The sequence below is a fragment of the Brachybacterium tyrofermentans genome, assembly GCF_039526165.1.
Taxonomy (GTDB): Bacteria; Actinomycetota; Actinomycetes; order Actinomycetales; family Dermabacteraceae; genus Brachybacterium; species Brachybacterium tyrofermentans.
This window is the reverse complement of the sequence record NZ_BAAAIR010000006.1, coordinates 98,201-114,647: the sequence shown is the minus strand read 5'-3', so window position 1 is coordinate 114,647 and position 16,447 is coordinate 98,201. Positions and strand designations below refer to the sequence as shown.

General features: G+C 72.1%; 13 protein-coding genes. 2 read left to right on the top strand and 11 right to left on the bottom strand.

Annotation, left to right across the window (positions count from 1 at the left end):
• Positions 1–62: 62 nt before the first annotated feature.
• The 8 genes from ABD093_RS01550 to ABD093_RS01515 all read right to left on the bottom strand — a co-directional run bounded on the left by ABD093_RS01550 (position 63) and on the right by ABD093_RS01515 (position 9,724).
• Entirely contained in the window at positions 63–1,880 is a 1,818-nt protein-coding gene (locus ABD093_RS01550; RefSeq protein WP_193118987.1) for a CopD family protein, read from the bottom strand.
• Positions 1,877–2,290 (bottom strand): fluoride efflux transporter FluC, encoded by a 414-nt coding sequence (locus ABD093_RS01545; protein ID WP_193118986.1) that lies wholly within the window; start codon positions 2,288–2,290, stop codon positions 1,877–1,879. Before ABD093_RS01545 ends, ABD093_RS01550 begins: the two co-directional genes overlap by 4 nt.
• Entirely contained in the window at positions 2,287–3,069 is a 783-nt protein-coding gene (locus ABD093_RS01540) for a fluoride efflux transporter FluC (RefSeq protein WP_343922029.1), read from the bottom strand. The genes ABD093_RS01545 and ABD093_RS01540 overlap by 4 nt, the downstream gene beginning before the upstream one ends.
• 100 nt (positions 3,070–3,169) lie before the next feature.
• Positions 3,170–4,702: a dihydrolipoamide acetyltransferase family protein gene (locus ABD093_RS01535; RefSeq protein ID WP_193118985.1), complete on the bottom strand. Its 1,533-nt coding sequence runs from the start codon at positions 4,700–4,702 to the stop codon at positions 3,170–3,172.
• A 31-nt stretch (positions 4,703–4,733) separates the two neighbouring features.
• Positions 4,734–5,726, bottom strand: a complete 993-nt coding sequence (locus tag ABD093_RS01530; RefSeq protein WP_343922028.1) for an alpha-ketoacid dehydrogenase subunit beta — start codon at positions 5,724–5,726, stop codon at positions 4,734–4,736.
• Positions 5,723–6,862 carry a thiamine pyrophosphate-dependent dehydrogenase E1 component subunit alpha gene (locus tag ABD093_RS01525; RefSeq protein ID WP_114307570.1) on the bottom strand — a complete coding sequence of 380 codons (1,140 nt, stop codon included), beginning with the start codon at positions 6,860–6,862 and terminating at the stop codon, positions 5,723–5,725. The genes ABD093_RS01530 and ABD093_RS01525 overlap by 4 nt, the downstream gene beginning before the upstream one ends.
• Positions 6,863–6,956: 94 nt before the next feature.
• A complete protein-coding gene (locus ABD093_RS01520) occupies positions 6,957–8,174 on the bottom strand; it encodes an anhydro-N-acetylmuramic acid kinase (protein WP_343922027.1) in 1,218 nt (405 codons plus the stop codon).
• A gap of 11 nt (positions 8,175–8,185) precedes the next feature.
• On the bottom strand, positions 8,186–9,724 hold the full coding sequence (locus tag ABD093_RS01515; RefSeq protein WP_096165205.1) for a glycoside hydrolase family 3 N-terminal domain-containing protein: 1,539 nt from the start codon (positions 9,722–9,724) through the stop codon (positions 8,186–8,188).
• Between the two features lie 293 nt (positions 9,725–10,017).
• Here ABD093_RS01515 and ABD093_RS01510 point away from each other — a divergent pair, with 293 nt between their 5' ends.
• Entirely contained in the window at positions 10,018–11,226 is a 1,209-nt protein-coding gene (locus ABD093_RS01510; protein WP_343922026.1) for a CPBP family intramembrane glutamic endopeptidase, read from the top strand.
• A 160-nt stretch (positions 11,227–11,386) separates the two neighbouring features.
• Here ABD093_RS01510 and ABD093_RS01505 read toward each other — a convergent pair whose 3' ends face one another.
• Together ABD093_RS01505 and ABD093_RS01500 are read right to left on the bottom strand one after the other, a co-directional pair.
• Positions 11,387–12,679, bottom strand: a complete 1,293-nt coding sequence (locus ABD093_RS01505; protein WP_343922025.1) for a Gfo/Idh/MocA family protein — start codon at positions 12,677–12,679, stop codon at positions 11,387–11,389.
• Between the two features lie 195 nt (positions 12,680–12,874).
• Positions 12,875–14,224 (bottom strand): MFS transporter, encoded by a 1,350-nt coding sequence (locus ABD093_RS01500; protein WP_193118980.1) that lies wholly within the window; start codon positions 14,222–14,224, stop codon positions 12,875–12,877.
• Between the two features lie 515 nt (positions 14,225–14,739).
• Between ABD093_RS01500 and ABD093_RS01495 the strand changes: the two genes are divergently transcribed.
• Complete coding sequence (locus ABD093_RS01495) at positions 14,740–15,276, top strand: RDD family protein (protein ID WP_193118979.1); 537 nt, start codon at positions 14,740–14,742, stop codon at positions 15,274–15,276.
• On the opposite strand, the gene ABD093_RS01490 is transcribed toward ABD093_RS01495, so the two are convergent.
• The gene (locus ABD093_RS01490; protein ID WP_193118978.1) at positions 15,242–16,357 is read right to left on the bottom strand and encodes a histidinol-phosphate transaminase; all 1,116 of its coding nucleotides are present in this window, start codon (positions 16,355–16,357) and stop codon (positions 15,242–15,244) included. The two genes, ABD093_RS01495 and ABD093_RS01490, sit on opposite strands and share 35 nt — an antisense overlap.
• Between the last annotated feature and the right edge of the window lie 90 nt (positions 16,358–16,447).

Below are 16,447 nucleotides of genomic sequence, written 5' to 3'. Positions count from 1 at the left end.
GCGTCAGCTCGGCTGGGCCCGGCGCCTGCTGAGGTCCCCCGGCGAGCGATTGCCGAGGTCCCTCAGCGAGTGCTCGTCGGTGCCGCGACCGGCGTCGCGGCAGGTGCGTCGGCGACCGTCCCGTGTCCGCGCAGCGCGATCGTCGCGCCGAGCCCGGTCACCACGCTCACCACGAGCACCCCGATCCCTCCACGCTGCTGATCGGCGAGTGCGTCGGGCAGCCAGGTGCGACCGGTCGCGCCGAACCAGCTCGCAGCCAGGAGCAGGTCGGTGCTGAGCAGGAGGATCCCTGCCGCGAGGCCGAGCGCGCACGGTGCCGCCGCGGCGAGCGCACGCCGGCGGGTGCCCGGCACGGTGCGCACGGCCAGCGTCATCAGCACCCCGCCGCACAGCGCCAGCATCTGCAGCGCCAGGTGGGCGGCGTGCCCGTCGAGCGCGATACGCAGGAACGGTCCCGCATAGGCGGCACCGAGGAGCGCCACCGGGGCGGCCGCCACCAGCGCCGCGAGCCACACCCGAGGGGCCAGGAGACGGCGCAGCAGCCCCGGAATCGTGACCGCGCTGCCGATGAGCACCCCGGCGACGGCCAGCAGCAGCACGTGCTGCAGCAGATGTGCCGAGACCAGCACCTTCCCGTACACGTTCAGCGGGCCGCTGGTCAGCAGCACCAGCGTGAGCCCACCGAGGACCAGTCGGATGCTCGCGGCGCGATCGCGCCGCGGGCCCCGCGGCCGCCACCACACCAGCAGCAGCACGCAGGCGAGCATCATCCCGAAGGGATCAGGGCGCCAGGCCGTGAGCACCGTCCCCAGGTCCGGGGCGCCGGGCAGCGGATATCCGGTGAGCACCCCGGCGGGACCTGCCGGCGGGGTGCCGGCGTCGGCCGGAGGCGGCGAGGAGCTCATGGCGGCGGCGATCGCGACGGCCAGCCCCATCAGCGCGAGCTCGAGCCCGGCGAGCCGCCGATAGGTGCCCGCCGCCTGTGTGCCGGCCGCGCTGGAACCGAAACCGGTCGCGACCTGTCGGCGCTGGAGCGCGCCGAACACCGCCAGGACGATCAGCAGCACCGCCTTGGCGACCCCGAGCTGCACATAGGCGCTGGTGAGGATGTCCGACGGGGAGTTCATGCGCACCACGAGGGCCCACGCGCCGCTCAGCGCGAGCGCGATCCAGCAGATCAGGGCGAGATGGGAATAGCCGCGCACCACGGCCATGTCGTCCCGCGAGGTGGCCGGCAGCAGCTGGAGGACCGCGAGGCCGCCCAGCCAGATGCCGACCGCGAGCAGGTGCACGAGCATGGTCGAGGTGGCGACCTCGTGGTCCTCTCCCCCGCCGGCGTGCCCCGTCATGGCGCTGGAGAAGGCCACCAGACCCGCGGCGACCGCGACTGTCCGCGCGGTGCCGCGCGAGGTCCCGGTGACGGCGATGGTGGTCGCGGTCGCGGCGATCGCCACGGCGGTCACGAGCCAGATGCCGAGATCGGTCGCGAGGAACACGTTGAGGTCGGAGCCGAAACGGGCGGAGCCGACACTCTGGCCCGTCGCCACCGCATAGGAGAAGGCCAGGGACATGCCCCGGGCGAGGGTGGTGGTCGCGGCGCCGATCGCGACCAGGGTCATCGCCCGGGCGCGGTCGGCCTGCTCCCGCAGCAGCCAGCCGCTCACCACCGCGCCGCCCAGCGTGAGGGCGGCCGCCAGGTCGGCGATCATCGAGGCGATCGGGCCGCCCGCGCGGGACAGCGCCCCCGCGTCGCGCAGCACGAGATTGTCCCCGCTGGCGGCATCGGCCGCGAGCACCGAGATCAGCGCCAGCACGAGCAGCGTGACCAGCACGAGCGCGATCACCGGTGCCGAGACGCGCCGTGGAACGGCAGCGGTCACGATGCGATCACCAGACCGATCCACAGCGCGGCCATCCCGATGCCGATCGTGAGCAGGAAGTACCCGACCGAGATCGCGAAGCTGTCGCGGCGGATCAGATCGACGACGTCCATGGCGGCGGTGGAGAGCGTGGACAGCCCTCCGCAGAAGCCGATGCCCACCAGCAGGAAGCCGAGCTCGGCCGCCCCGGAGACGGCGGACCCCAGACGGGCCACCGCGATCCCGAGCAGGAAGCAGGCGAGAGCATTGGCGAGCAGGGTCAGCCACGGCTTCATGCGCACGTCGCCCTGGTTCATGCGCCGGGCCGCGAGGCGCATGCCGACCTCGCGGAGCCACCAGCGCAGCGCCGACCCGGCGCCGCCGCCGATGCCCACCAGCAGAGTCCCCAGCAGGACGGTCCCCGCGCTCATGGCTCCTCCCCCGTGTCTCCCGCGTCCCGATCGCCGCGACCGCCATGATCTCGGTGGTCTGCGTGATCCGAGCGATCCGAGCGAGCTGAGCGAGCTGAGTGATCTGAGTGATCTGAGTGATCTGGGCGAGCCTCCAGCTCGTCGTACGTGTCCATGTCCTCGACGACGATCAGGTCGTCAGGATCCGTCGACTCCTCCGATCCCGCCGATCCCGCCGATCCCTCCGACGGACGCCGGGCGTCGAGAGCCAGGGCGGCACGTCGCCCTCCGAGGAGCCCGGCCACGGTCGCGAGCAGGCAGAGGACCACGGTGAGCAGGGCGTAGCCGAAGGCCTCCAGGGGGAAGTCCGCCCCGACCATCGCAGAGCCCTCGAGGACCACCGTGGACATCGTGGTGAACCCGCCGCAGAGCCCGACGCCGAGCAATGGCTGCACCCAGGGCCTCCCGGGCCTCGCCTCGAGCACGCCGGTGAGCGTGCCCAGCCCCAGGCAGCCCAGCAGGTTGACCCAGAGCGTGGCCCAGGGCAGCTCGACGAGGGTGGGGGTGCTGACGGTGGGGACGATCAGCACGACCGCGAACCGCAGCATGGCGCCCGCTGCCCCGCCCGCTGCGACCAGCAGTGCGATCTTCCAGGAGGGCAGCGGGACCTGCACGGGGCCGGAGCCGAAGGTGTCCGTGGTCTGGTCGACATCGTCGAACCGCAGCGCAGCCATCTCGACCGTGTGCATCCGCGGATCCTCGCGGCGCGGGATCGAGGGAGGGGGCGGGCTCGGAGTCACCGGATCAGGGTACCGAGGACAGCGCCGGGGCGATCACAGGATCCACAGGATCTGAGGTCCCTGCGCGGTTCCTCACGCGCCACAGCGCCGCACCGGTCGCTCAACCCCAGACCAGGCCCAGGGCGGGATCCTCCAGGACGGCAGAGATGTCGCGGAGCAGCTCGGAGCCGAGCGCGCCGTCGATCAGGCGGTGGTCGAAGCTCAGCGCCAGCTGGGCGACCTTGCGGATCTCGATCTTCCCATCGACCACCCAGGGCTTCTCCTTGATGGCGCCCACGCCGAGGATCACGGACTCGCCCGGGTTGAGGATCGGGGTGCCGGAGTCGATGCCGAACACGCCGAAGTTGGTGACCGTGATGGTCCCCTCCCGGGTGTCGGAGAGCGAGGTGCGCCCGGCCCGGGCGGTCTTCGCGAGGTCGTTGATCCCCTCGGCCAGCTCCCGCAGCGTCATCAGGTGCGCGTCCTTGAGATTCGGCACGATGAGCCCGCGCGGGGTCGCCGCGGCGATGCCCAGGTTCACGAAGTGCTTGTAGACGATCTCCTGGTCCTTCTCGTTCCAGGACGCATTGACCTCGGGGTTCCGGCGGATCGCGACCAGCAGCGCCTTCGCGATCACCACCAGCGGGCTGATCTTGACGTCGGCCCATTCCCGGGAACCTCGGAGGTCCGAGACGATCTGCACGGTGCGGGTCATGTCGATCTCGTTGAAGACCGTCACGTGCGGGGCGGTGAAGGCCGACGCCACCATCGCCTCCGCGGTCCGCTTGCGCACGGAGCGGATCGGCACCCGCGTGGTGCGGTCATCGCTCGTGACCCCGGCGAAGGACTGATCCCGCGTGGACTTCATCGCGCCTCCCAGGCCTTCGGGGACCTGCGGCGACTCCTCGGGGAAGTACTCGCCGTCCTGCGGGGCGCCACTGGTCGGGACGTCGCCTCCAATGGCCCGCTGCTGCGCGGCGAGCACGTCGTTGCGGGTCACGGTGCCGTCGGGGCCGGTCGCGAACACATCGGCGAGGGCGACGCCGAGGTCCCGGGCGAGCTTGCGCACCGGGGGCTTGGCGAGGATGCGGTCGATCGGCACCTGCGGGCCGTCGTCCTGTGCGCTGCGACGCCGACGGCGACGCTGCGGGGCCGCCTTCGCGCCATAGCCGACCAGGTTCTTGGGCTCGCCGTCGGCATCCGACGTTGCGGCTGGCGCAGCGTCCGTCGGGCTCTCCTGCGGAGCGACCTCGGCGGCGGTCTGCACGTCATCCGCGGCCGCAGGGGCAGTCGCCGCAGAGCTGTCCGCGCCGGCAGGCGGGGCTGCAGCTGCGGTGGTGGACGGGGCGCCGCCCCCGACGGAGGGCGCCGGCCCGCCCGCGGTGTCGACGCGGAGCAGCGGGGTGCCCACGGGGACCTCGTCGCCCACGGCCACCAGGATCTCGACCACGGTGCCGGCCACATGGCTCGGGAGCTCGACAGCGCTCTTCGCGGTCTCCACCTCGACCACCGCATCGTTGATGGCGATGGTGTCGCCCACGGCGACCTTGAGGTCGATGATCTCGGCCTCGGTCAGGCCCTCACCGGGATCGGTGAGGGCGATCGTCACGATCGAGGAGGAGGGAGTCGCAGTCTGGTCTGACTCGTGTGTCATGGGGCAATCCTTTCACGCAGGCGCGCGGACGTCAGTGCTCGAGCAGGCGGTCCACGCCGTCGAGCACGCGGTCGAGGTCGGGGAGGTAGGCGTGCTCCATGCGTGCCGGCGGGTACGGCAGGTGATAGCCGCCCACCCGCATCACGGGGGCCTCCAGGTGATAGAAGCACTCCTCGGAGATGCGGGCGGCGATCTCCCCGCCGAGCCCGCCGAGCACCGGTGCCTCGTGGGTGATCAGGAGGCGCCCGGTGCGCTTCACCGAGGCGGCGATCGTCGGATAGTCGATGGGTGCCAGCGAACGGGCGTCGATGACCTCCAGCTCGATGCCCTCCTCGGCGGCGGCCTCCGCGCTCTCGAGCGCGAGGGGCATGCTCGGCCCCCAGGCCAGCAGGGTCGCATCGGTCCCCGGACGCACCACCTGGGCCTGCCAGGGGGAGATCTCGGGGCGATGGTCGGGGTCCACGTCGCCCTTGACCCAGTACCGCTTCTTCGGCTCGAAGAGGATCACGGGATCCTCGCACTCGATCGCCTGACGGGTCATCCAGTAGGCGTCCTGCGCGTTCGAGGGGGCCAGGATCCGCAGGCCCGCAGTGTGCGCGAACAGCGCCTCCGGGCTCTCGGAATGATGCTCGATCGCGCCGATCCCGCCGCCGTGCGGGATCCGGATCACGATGGGCATGTGCACGGCCCCCGCGGTGCGGTTGTGCATCTTGGCGACCTGGGTGGTGATCTGGTTGAACGCCGGGAACACGAACCCGTCGAACTGGATCTCGACCACGGGTCGGTAGCCGCGCACGGCGAGGCCCACGGACGTGCCGACGATCCCGGCCTCGGCCAGCGGGGTATCGACCACGCGCTGGCCGCCGAACTCGGCGTGCAGGCCGTCGGTGACGCGGAAGACGCCGCCGAGCACGCCGATGTCCTCACCCATCAGCAGCACCTTGTCATCCGCGTGCATCGCGTCGCGGAGCCCTGCGGTGATCGCCTTGGCGATCGGGAGGTTGGTGGTCGACGTCGCGCTCATGCGTGCTCCCCCGTCTGCTCGGCGTCCTCGTCATCGTCCTCGAACTGCGCGATGTACTCCAGATACTGGTCGCGCTCGGCCTCGACGATCGGGTGGGGCTCGGCATAGGCATGGGTGAACATGCCCACCGGGTCCGGATCCTCCATGCCGTGGATGTGGTGGTGCAGCTGCATCGCGAGGTCGTGGGCCTCCTCGTCGCAGCGGGCGATGAACGCCTCGTCGATCTCCCCGAGCTGCTCGAGGTGGCGGCGCAGGCGCAGGATCGGATCCTTCTCGCCCCACTCCTCCTCCTCGGAGGACGGGCGGTAGCGGGAGGCGTCATCACTCGTGGTGTGGGCGGCCATGCGATAGGTGACGGCCTCGATGAACCGCGGGCCCTCCCCCGCGCGGGCGGCGTCCAGGGCGGTGCGCACGGCGCCGAGCACGGCGAGCACGTCGTTGCCGTCGACCCGCACCGAGGGGATGCCCCAGCCGCGCGAGCGCTGCGCGAGAGGCACTCGCGACTGCACCGAGGTGGGCACGGAGATCGCCCACTGGTTGTTCTGGGTGAAGAAGACGACCGGGGCCTGGAAGGAGGCGGCGAAGGTGAAGGACTCCGAGACCTCTCCCTCGCTCGAGGCGCCGTCGCCGAACAGCGCGAGCACGGCGGTGTCGGTCTCGGGGTCGCCGGTGCCGACGACGCCGTCGCGCTGCAGCCCCATGGCGTAGCCGACGGCGTGGGGCGCCTGGGAGCCGAGCACGATCATGTAGGGGTGGGTGCGCAGCGCGTTCGGGTCCCAGCCGCCGTGGCTTACCCCGCGGTACGACTCCAGCAGGCGCCACGGCTCGATGCCGCGGGCCCAGGCGATCCCGTGCTCGCGATAGGTGGGCACGAGGTAGTCCTGCTCGCGGGAGGCATGGCCGGCGCCGATCTGCGCGGCCTCCTGCCCCAGCGCGCTCGCCCACAGGCCGAGCTGGCCCTGACGCTGCAGGTTCGTCGCCTCGAGGTCCGCCCCACGGATCATCACCATGTCGCGGTAGTAGCCGCGCAGGCGCTCCGGGGAGGCAAGGTCGTCCTCGCCGCCGGAGCCGGCCAATGCGGCGTCGAGGTCTGCGTGCGGGGTGCGGGTGCCATCGGCTGCGAGGAGCTGGACCATCGGCTCCTGGGCCGCGACATCGGGGATCGTGGATCGGAAAACACTCACGGCGGGAGCGTAACCTACGGTGCCGTAAGGAGGAAAGAGGCCCTGCTCAGCGGTGCGTCGTGCGCGTCGATCGGCCCGGGACGATCTCGAGGCGGCCGACGGGGACCTCGTCGGCAGGGCCGTGCGGCAGCGCGCTCAGGCCGCGCGGCGGGGTGAGGGATCCGAGCACGCGCGGGCCGCGCGCACCGGTGTGGGCGGGACCGTCGGGGCCGGCCAGGGTGCCGGGCAGACCGTGGGCGCCAAGGTAGCCGAGCAGGGCGATCAGCAGAGCCTCCTTGCCGTCGGCCGGGATCCCCAGCTCATCGGCGTCCAGCAGCGGCACCGGGCCCAGGTGGTGGGCGAGACGCTCGCGCAGGAGCGGATTGCGGATCCCGCCGCCGGAGGCCACCACCCGGCTCGCGCCGAGCTCGCGGATCGCCTGCGAGATGGTCACGGCGGTGAGCTCGGTGAGGGTCGCGAGCAGGTCGGGCAGGGCGAGCGCGTCCGCCGCGTCCCGCCCGAGCAGTCGGCGCACGTACTGGCCGTCGTAGTGCTCGCGCCCGGTGGAGCGCGGCAGCGGCTGCGCGGAGAAGGGATCAGCGAGCAGGGCCTGCAGGGCGGGGCGGTCGACGGTGCCGGTGCGCGCGATCAGGGCGTCGTGGTCCGCGGCGCGGCCGGTCGCGGCGTGGACGGCGGCGTCCAGCAGAGCGTTCCCCGGCCCGATGTCCCCGGCGATCACCTCTCCCGGCCCGTTCCCACCGCCCACCAGGCTCACGTTGGAGATCCCGCCGATGTTCAGCACGGCGGTGCGCTCCTCGGGGTCGCCGCCGAGCAGCAGCTGGTCCAGCAGCGGTGCCAGGGGCGCGCCCTGACCTCCGGCGGCGACGTCCGCGCTGCGCAGGTCGTGGATCACAGGGAGGCCGGTGGCCTCGACGAGGCGGGAGGGGTCCCCGATCTGCAGGGTGCTGAGCGTGCGACCGTCCTGGACGTCGTGGTACACGGTCTGCCCGTGCGTGGCGACCAGGTCGGCGTCCCCGTGCTCGGCGAGCACCGCGGTGGCAGCGGCGGCGAAGGCGTCCCCCACTGCGGCGTGCAGGCGGCTCCAGGTCGCGACGTCCGCGGGGGCGGGCGGCAGCACGGCGCGCAGCGACGCGCTGGTGGCGGCCGGCCAGGGCTGTTCCCCGAGGTGCAGCGGACGGGCGGTGAGGAGGGACGGATCGGCGGGGTCCCGCGTGAACTCGACCAGAGCCACGTCGATCGCGTCCAGGCTGGTCCCGGACATCATCCCGAGCACCCTCATCGCCGGTCCCCGTGCAGCAGCAGGTCCACGGCGGCCCGCATCATCGTGCGGCCCGCGCCGTGGGCGAGGACCAGGCGACGATGGTCGGGGGCGGCGTCCGGCACGCCGACGTGCACCACGATTGTGTCGGGCCGACGGGCGAGCAGCGCGGCCAGCCGCCGCCCTTCGTCGGGATCGCTGCGCGGCAGGCGGGTGAGGGCGAGGACCTGCGGCCGATCCGCCACCGGGCCGGGAGAGCCGGGCTGGCCGGGCTGGCCGGGCCGGTCGGGCTGGCCGGGCTGGCCGGGATAGTCGGGCACGTCGGCCTGCACCCCCTGATCGCGCAGGGCCTGCACCAGCTGCTGGGAGCGCGCTCCGGAGGCGTGGTGCGCGGCGGCTCGCAGATCGAGCACCGCCACCGGGCTCAGGTCGAGGCGTGCTCCGCGCCCGCGGACGGCCCGCGAGGCGGCGTCGGCTCCCAGCTCCTCGGCGTGCCGCAGCGCATCCTGGAGATCGGGAGGAGGCACGAAGCTGCGACGGGTGCGCAGGCTGCGGCAGTGCGCGCGGGTGCCGGCGGCACGTTCACGCAGCGTCTCGCGGCGAAGACGACCGCTCTCCACCGCCGCCACCACCGCGTCGTGCGCCTCGCGGACCATCTGCTCGTCGTCGCGACGGATCGAGGTGCCCAGACACAGCAGGTCGGCGCCGGATTCGAGGGCACGCACCGCAGCCTCCCCGAAGCCGGGATCCGCAGCCACGGCGGCCATGTCGAGGGCATCGGTGATGAGCAGGCCACGGAAGGTGCCGCCGGCGGTGCGGTCCAGCAGCGGGCGCGCCCACGGCGAGATCGAGGCCGGTCCGTCGCCGAAGGCGGGGACGAGCACGTGGGCGGTCATCACGGCGTCGAGCCAGGGCACGATCCGCCAGGGCGCGAGGTGCTCACGCTCGAACTCGGCGCGGTCCAGCGCGATCAGCGGCAGCGCGGTGTGCGAATCGGTCGAGGTGGCTCCATGGCCCGGGAAATGCTTGGCACAGGTGCCGAGCCCCGCCTCCATGAGACCGGTGGCGAAGGCGCGCGCATGGGCGGCGACCCGATCGGGGTCGTCGCTGTAGGCGCGGGTGCCGATCACGGGGTTCGCCGGGTCCGTGGAGACGTCCAGCACCGGGGCGAGATCGAGGTCCACGTCGCAGGCCGCGAGCACGTCCCCGAGCGCGTGGCCGGCGTGCCGGGTCAGCTCGATGTCGTCGGCCTCCCCCAGCGCCCAGGCGGTGGGCAGCGGGGAGCCGGTGGCCGCCTGGATGCGGGTGACGTCCCCGCCCTCCTCGTCGATGGCGACCACGCAGTCCTCGGAGCGGGCATGGACGGCTCGGGCGAGAGCCCGGGTGGTCTCGGGATCGGGCGTGTTGTGGCCGAAGAGGATCACGGAGGCCAGGCCCGCCTCGAGCACGTCGCCCATCCAGCCGGGGAGGTCGGTGCCGGTGAACGGCGCCATGAGCACCCCGAGGACGTCCGCGTCCCACGGGGTCGTGCCGGCATCCGCCGGAATGCTCGTCATCAGTCCTTCACCGCCCCTGCTGTCAGGCCCGAGGCGAGGGTGCGCCGGACCAGCACGAAGAAGATCACCATCGGGAGCGTGATCAGCGCCGAGGCTGCCCTCACCGGTCCCCGGTCCGCGATGTTCAGCGTGACGACGGTGCGCAGCCCGACCCCTCCAGTGTACGTCCGTCCCCCGGACTCCCCACCCGAGGTCGGCGTCGCACCACGACCAACGCCCATCGACGGGCGACCATCGTCTACAGCCCGGCCCATGTCGTTGACCAGGGGTTCTCGGAGGACGACGGTGGAGTCATGCCCTCCTCATCACAGCCGTCCAGCTCTCGTCCCGAGACTCCGCCGCACCCGTGGACCGCTCCCGGAGCGGCCCCGCCGCCCCCTCGCCGGGACCAGGAGGAGGCAGGCGCGCGACCTGCCGGCAGCGCCGCCCCAGACGCACCGCACGGCGCCGCGGATGCGCAGGGCGGGACGTCGCTCCCTCCCGCGGCGTCCCTGACTTCCCCGGCTTCCCCGACCTCCTCTGCTTCCGCGAGCGCGGCGCGCCGTCGCGTCTCCTGGCGCAGCGTCGTCATCTTCGGCGCGGTGGCCTACGGCCTGCTGGCGCTCTGCGCGGCACCGTTCTGGGTGCTCGAGGGCGGCATCGCCCATCCGCTGTACACGCTCGTGATCGGCGCGGGGATGTTCGCTCCGACGATCGCCTCGGTCGTGGTCGCGAAACTCGTGGACCGCACCTCGTGGCGCGATGCCGTGGGCCTGCGCTTCCGCGGGAAGTGGAAGCGGATCCTGCTGTGGGCTCCGCTCGCGGCGCTGATCATGTTCGCGATCAATCTCGCCACCGCCGTGATCATGGTGCTGCGCGGAGTGCCCGGCGATCTCACCGGCAGCACCTGGGCCGCCGAGGTCTCGCGCGCGATGGCCGAGAACGGCGCCGAGATGCCCACGGCGGCCGCGGTGGCCCTCATCCTGGCCGTCACCTTCCTCGGCATGCTGCTGACGGTGGTGCCCGCGCTCGGGGAGGAGATCGGCTGGCGCGGCTGGCTGTGGCGCGAGCTGAAGCCCCTGGGCGCCTTGCCCGCGATCGTGCTCGGTGGAGCGATCTGGTCGCTGTGGCATCTCCCGATCACGCTCATCGGCCACAACTACACCGGCGAGCCCCGCTGGGCGGCGGTCGCCATGTTCATCCCGGCGTGCATCGCCCTGAACTACCTCTTCGTCGCGATCACCGAGCGTGCGGGTGGCAACCCGATCCCGTCGGCCTTCGCCCATTCGGTGCTGAACTCGACCCTGGGCCTCACGCTCAGCGTGGTCGCCACGAGCGACACCGTCGCCTCGCTGAACTGGTTCGTCGACACCCCGCTGGGCCTCATCGGGATCGTGCTGACCGCCGCCGTCGCCGGCGCGATCATGCCGCGGCACGCCCGCCCCGACACCGGTCTTCCGGGCGCCGCTGCCGGGCACGGCGACGGCGAGCACGCACCGGCTGCTCCGACGGCGGGCGGCTGAACCGCTCAGCGCCCGGTCTCCGACCGGCACAGGCTCTCCGTCCGGTGCAGGCTCTCCGTCCGGTGCAGGGCTCGGCCCGGCGGCAGCATCTGCCGCCGGGCCTCCCTCTGCATCGGGCCGCGCCGCCGGATCATCGCGCCGACCGGTGCGGCGCCGCGCGTCACTCGACGGCGACCTCCGTGCGGGCCTCCTGCTCGGAGTAGAGCGCGTCGAGGTCCAGCGGCTCCTGATCGGCGTCGAGGTCCTGGACCGGCAGCGGGCAGTCTCCGAGGTCGCGGATCTCCAGGCGCTCGCCGCCCTGGTTCATCGACTGGTGGGCGATGACGCCGGGCAGGGTGTAGCGGGCGGCCTGCCAGGCGTTGACCATGGGCTGCTTGCCGTCGACCACGGCACGCGCGAAGTCGTCGACCAGGAAGTGGTGGGCGCCCTCGTGACCGTTGGGCATGCCCAGGAACTCCTGGGGCAGGCGCGCCTGGTGGTGGGAGCGGGCGGCGCCCGCCACGAAGGCGTCACGCAGCGTCGGCGAGACGTCCGCGAGGCGAGGATCGTCCAGGCTCATGGTCCGATCGGTGCGGATCAGATCCGTCACCTCGAGGACACGCTTCTTGTCGTGCCAGTAGGTGACGTCGATGGTCTCCTCGAAGGAGGACTCCTCGCCGAAGAAGCGGAACCGGGATTCCCGCTTGTGGCTGGGGTAGCCCACGCGGCGCAGCTCGTTCGTGCGGAAGGCTCCGCCGTTGTCCATCCCGAACAGGGCGAAGGCGTTGGAGACGTCGTTGCCGAACATCGAGACGTCCTTGTCGAACACCCCGTCCCCGCGAGTGTCGGGCCGGCCCAGCGCCGAGACGGAGACGGCATGCCGCTCCCCCAGCACACCGAGGATGCCGCCGATCGAGTGGGTCGGGTACAGCATCGGCGGGTAGGACGCGGTGGACTTCCAGGCGTCGCCACCGGAGTACTTGTAGGCGTCGTAGAAGCCCAGATCCATGTCGTGGACATAGTCGCCCTCGGCGTAGAAGACCTCACCGAAGGCACCGGAGCGGTGGATGCGACGGGCCAGCACCACGGCGGCGTTGTACTGACTGGTCTCGCCCATCATGTAGACCAGGCCCGTGCGCTGCACCTCTTCGGTGATCTGCCGGATCTCGTCCTCGTGGATCGCCATCGGCACCGCGGAGTAGACGTGCTTGCCGGCGCGCAGGGCGGCCAGGGCGTGCTGTCCATGGGTCCAGCGCTGGGTGAAGATCGCGACGGCGTCGACGTCGGAGGCGAGCAGATCCTCGTAGGTGTCGAAGCGTCGATCGAAGGTGACGCCCCGGGCTTCGACGGCGTCGATCCGCTCGGGAACGGCGTCGACGGCGTAGAGCGCATCGATCTCGGGATGGGCGGCGAACAGCTCGGCGAAGTGCGATCCGAACTGACCGATCCCTACGATGCCCAGGGTGAACGACATACTTCCTCCTTGAAATTAAGTGTTGGGAGGAACGCTACGTCACCGGGGACCGGCACAGCAAGGGGCTTTTCGGACGGCCCCTGATCCGTTGGGGATGGCGCGCTCAGATCCGACGCCAGCAGTCGTTCAGATCCGACGCCAGCCGCCGGTCAGATCTGGCGTCTGCGTCCGTTCGGACCCGGCGTCTGCGACCGATCAGATCCGGCGCCAGCGGCCGTTGCGCCACACGTCGCGCCACGGCGGAACGACCTTCCCGGTGGCGGCCATCCGGCGTCGGAGCCTGCGTCGGGTGATCAGCATGCCGGCGGTCCCGACCAGCAGCATCGGGATCTGCACGGCGAAGGCGGTGCGGAAGGCGACGAGGTCGTAGTTCCCGTCCGGCCGCATCAGGTCCAGCACCATGCCGATCAGGAGGATCGAGATCAGGCCCCCGAGGAACCCACCCATGATCACCATGCCGGTCGCAGTGCCGAGGCGATGCTTGGCGAGGTCGGTGCGAGGGAAGTCGAAGCCGACGGAGGAGGCGGGTCCACCGATCGAGAAGCCCGCCACCAGGAACAGCAGCAGCCAGATCGGCGCCGGCCCGGGCCACAGCACGAGGGCCACCAGCGGCACCACGATCGTGGCCAGGATGACCAGCACGAGGCTCGAACGACGCAGCGGATGGCGGGTGGTCAGGGCCCCGATCGCCGGACCGGCGATGATCGAGACCACCACCAGCACGGTCATGATCGCCGAGGCGGCCGGGCGGCTGAGCCCCTCCCCTGCGGTGAGATACGGGTAGCCCCACATCATCGAGAAGGCGATGCCCGTGAAGCCGGCGGTGAAGTGGGTGAAGAAGCCCAGCTGGGTCGCCGGGTGCTTGATGATGCGCCCCAGGACCAGCGGGATCCGCGTGAGGTTCTGCTTCGTGCGGGGCCGCGGGATACCGGCCGGACTGGCCCGCACCACGAGCAGCGCCAGCAGGGCGGCACAGGCGCTGACCCCGGCCGCGGTGGAGAAGGCGGTGCCCCAGCCGGCGATGGTGAGCACGGCGACGAACGGCACCGCGGAGGCGATCTGCCCCACCTGGCCGAGGATGCCGGTGAGCTGGGTGAGGATGGGGACCTTGCTCGCGGGGAACCAGGCGGGGACCAGGCGCACGGCGCTGGAGAAGGTCAGCGCGTCCCCGGCGCCGACCACGATGCGGGCGACGATCGCGACCGAGACCAGATCGGTCTGGGAGATCAGGAGCTGACCGAGGGCCATGAGGATCGCACCCGCGGTGAGGGTGACGCGCGAGCCGTAGCGGTCCAGGAGCAGACCGGCCGGGATCTGGGCGAGGGCGTAGACCAGCAGCTGGAGCACCACGAAGGTGGAGACGATGGTGGCCGAGGTGCCAAAGCGCTCGGTGGCCTCCAGGCCGGAGACGCCCATCGTGGTGCGCTGCAGGACGGCCACCGAGTAGGCGAGTATCGCGGCGATCCAGACGACGTAGGCGCGACGACCCCCGAGCCGACCGCCCCTGTCGGGATCGATCGTCGTGGCCCTGCTGCGCCCCTGCATCGTGGTCCTCTCCTGGCCACCGGAGCCGTCCGCTCCGGTCGCGAGTGGCCCACAGGTCGGCCTCGTTCTGCTGCGCACCAGGCTACCGGCCGCGCCGCGCAAGGCGCAGCGGTGTCCACTGCTTGCCACCCGGGCCACAGGTCAAAGATGTCCGCTGCCTGCCGGCCGGGCCTTGGGCGGAGCCCTGCCAACCCTGGGCCCGAAGCCGTAGGTGTCCGCTGCCTGCCGCCCCGGGGGCCGAGGTCGAAGATCCCCCGCTGCCTGCCGCGCCGGGGTCCGCGGCGGAGCCATACCGGCCCCGCCCGATCCCGCGAGGCGCAGATTCCACGGAAACGTGCCCCCAGCGACACGTTTCCGTGGACTAGGTCGGCGCGTCCTGACGTCGACCGGGGAGCGGGCGCTTCTGAATGCCGCGAGGTCCGTGGGAGGGCACGGCCCTTCCCCTCCCACTCCCCCTCCCCGTCCTCCCACGCCTGACCATGGACCTCGGTGACGAGGACTGCTTGGATGGGCTCATGCACCCGCTCGTCCGACGTCGAGTGACCGGGTATCTGCGCGACTGCGCCGGGTACCTGGGGATCGCTGCGGCCATGATCCCGCTCGGCCTCGCCGTCAACGCGGTCACCGACCTCGGTCAGAGCCGCACCTATGCGTATGCGGTGAGCGTCGTGCCGCCGGCGATCGCCACGGTGATCGCCGCTCGTGCGGAGTCCGGGCCCCGTCAGGCGACGTGGGGGAAGCACCGGGTCGGACTGCGGGTCAAGGACGTCGCGGACGGCGGCCAGATCACGCTCGGGCGAGCACTGGCACGGAACTCGCTGAAGATCCTGGTGCCCTGGCAGGCCGGTCACATCACCACCATCGCCGCGATCTGGGGCGGCTTCGAGGAAGGCGACCGGATCGCCTATGCGGCGACGGTCCTCGTGTACGGGCTGATGGCGGCCGAGGCCGTGACCTGCCTGCGCGCCAGCGGCCGCGGCCCGCACGACCTCGTGGCCGGGAGCGTCGTGGTCGACGTCAGCGCTGCCGCCACTGCCCCGCGATCTCGATGAGCAGGTCGTTCGCCTCCTGCTCGGCGATGGTGGCCCGCACGCCGTCGGTGCCGTAGGCGCGCAGCACCAGGCCGCGGGAGTCGGCGAACTCCGCGAACGATGCCGTCTGCTCCCCGAGCGGGAAGTACACGAAGTTCCCCTGCGCGGACGGCATCTGCCACCCCTGCGCGGCGAGCGCGGCGAGGACCCGCGAGCGCTCGTCCCGGATCCACACGGCCCGTCGGCCCAATTCCTCCTGCACGTCTCCGCGCAGGCTCGCGAGCGCCGCAGCCTGGGCGGGGACGCTCGCCCCGAAGGGCACGGTGACCTGGCCCAACGCTGCGGCGAGGCGGGGATGGGCGACCGCGTAGCCGATGCGCAGGCCGGCCAGACCCTGCAGCTTGGAGAAGGTGCGCAGCAGCACCACGTTCCCGTGACGGCGGAAGATCCCGGCGGTGCCGGCCACCGTGGCGGGATCGTGGAACTCGCGGTAGGCCTCGTCGATCGCGACCACGACGTCCTCCGGGACCCGCTCGAGGAAGCCCTCGATCTGCTCGGTGGTCAGCGAGGCGCCGGTGGGGTTGTTGGGGGTGCACAGGATGACCAGGCGCGTGCGATCGGTGATCGCGGCCGCCATCGCGTCGAGGTCGTACTCGAGCTCCTCGGTGAGCGGCACCTGAACCGGGACGCCCCCGTGGGAGCCCACCAGGATCGGGTAGGCCTCGAAGGAGCGCCAGGGGTAGACGACCTCGTCGCCCTGGTCGACGAGCGCCCGCACGAGGTCACCGGTCACCGCGACCGAGCCGGTGGACAGGGCGATCTGCGACGGGTCCACCCCGTGCTTGGTCCCGAGCGCCTCCCGCAGCTCGCGAGCGGCGGCGTCCGGGTAGCGGTGCGTGCCCTCGAGCGCCGCGGTGGCGGCGTCGCGCACGGCCTTGACCGGCGGGAACGGCGACTCGTTCGAGGAGACCTTGAAGCGTCGCATCCCGTCGTCGGCGGCGGGCTTGCCGGCCACGTAGGCGGGGAGCTGCTCGAGCGTGGAGCGCAGGCGGACGGTCTCGGGCGGTGCCGGGACGGCGTCCCGGTCGGGCGTGGTGGGCATGCCCCCAGGGTAGGCGGATTGCCGGACCTGCCGTCGGCCGTCCGTGTCGCGATCGCCCACATCATGCGGGTTTCCCCCATGCAATCAGCC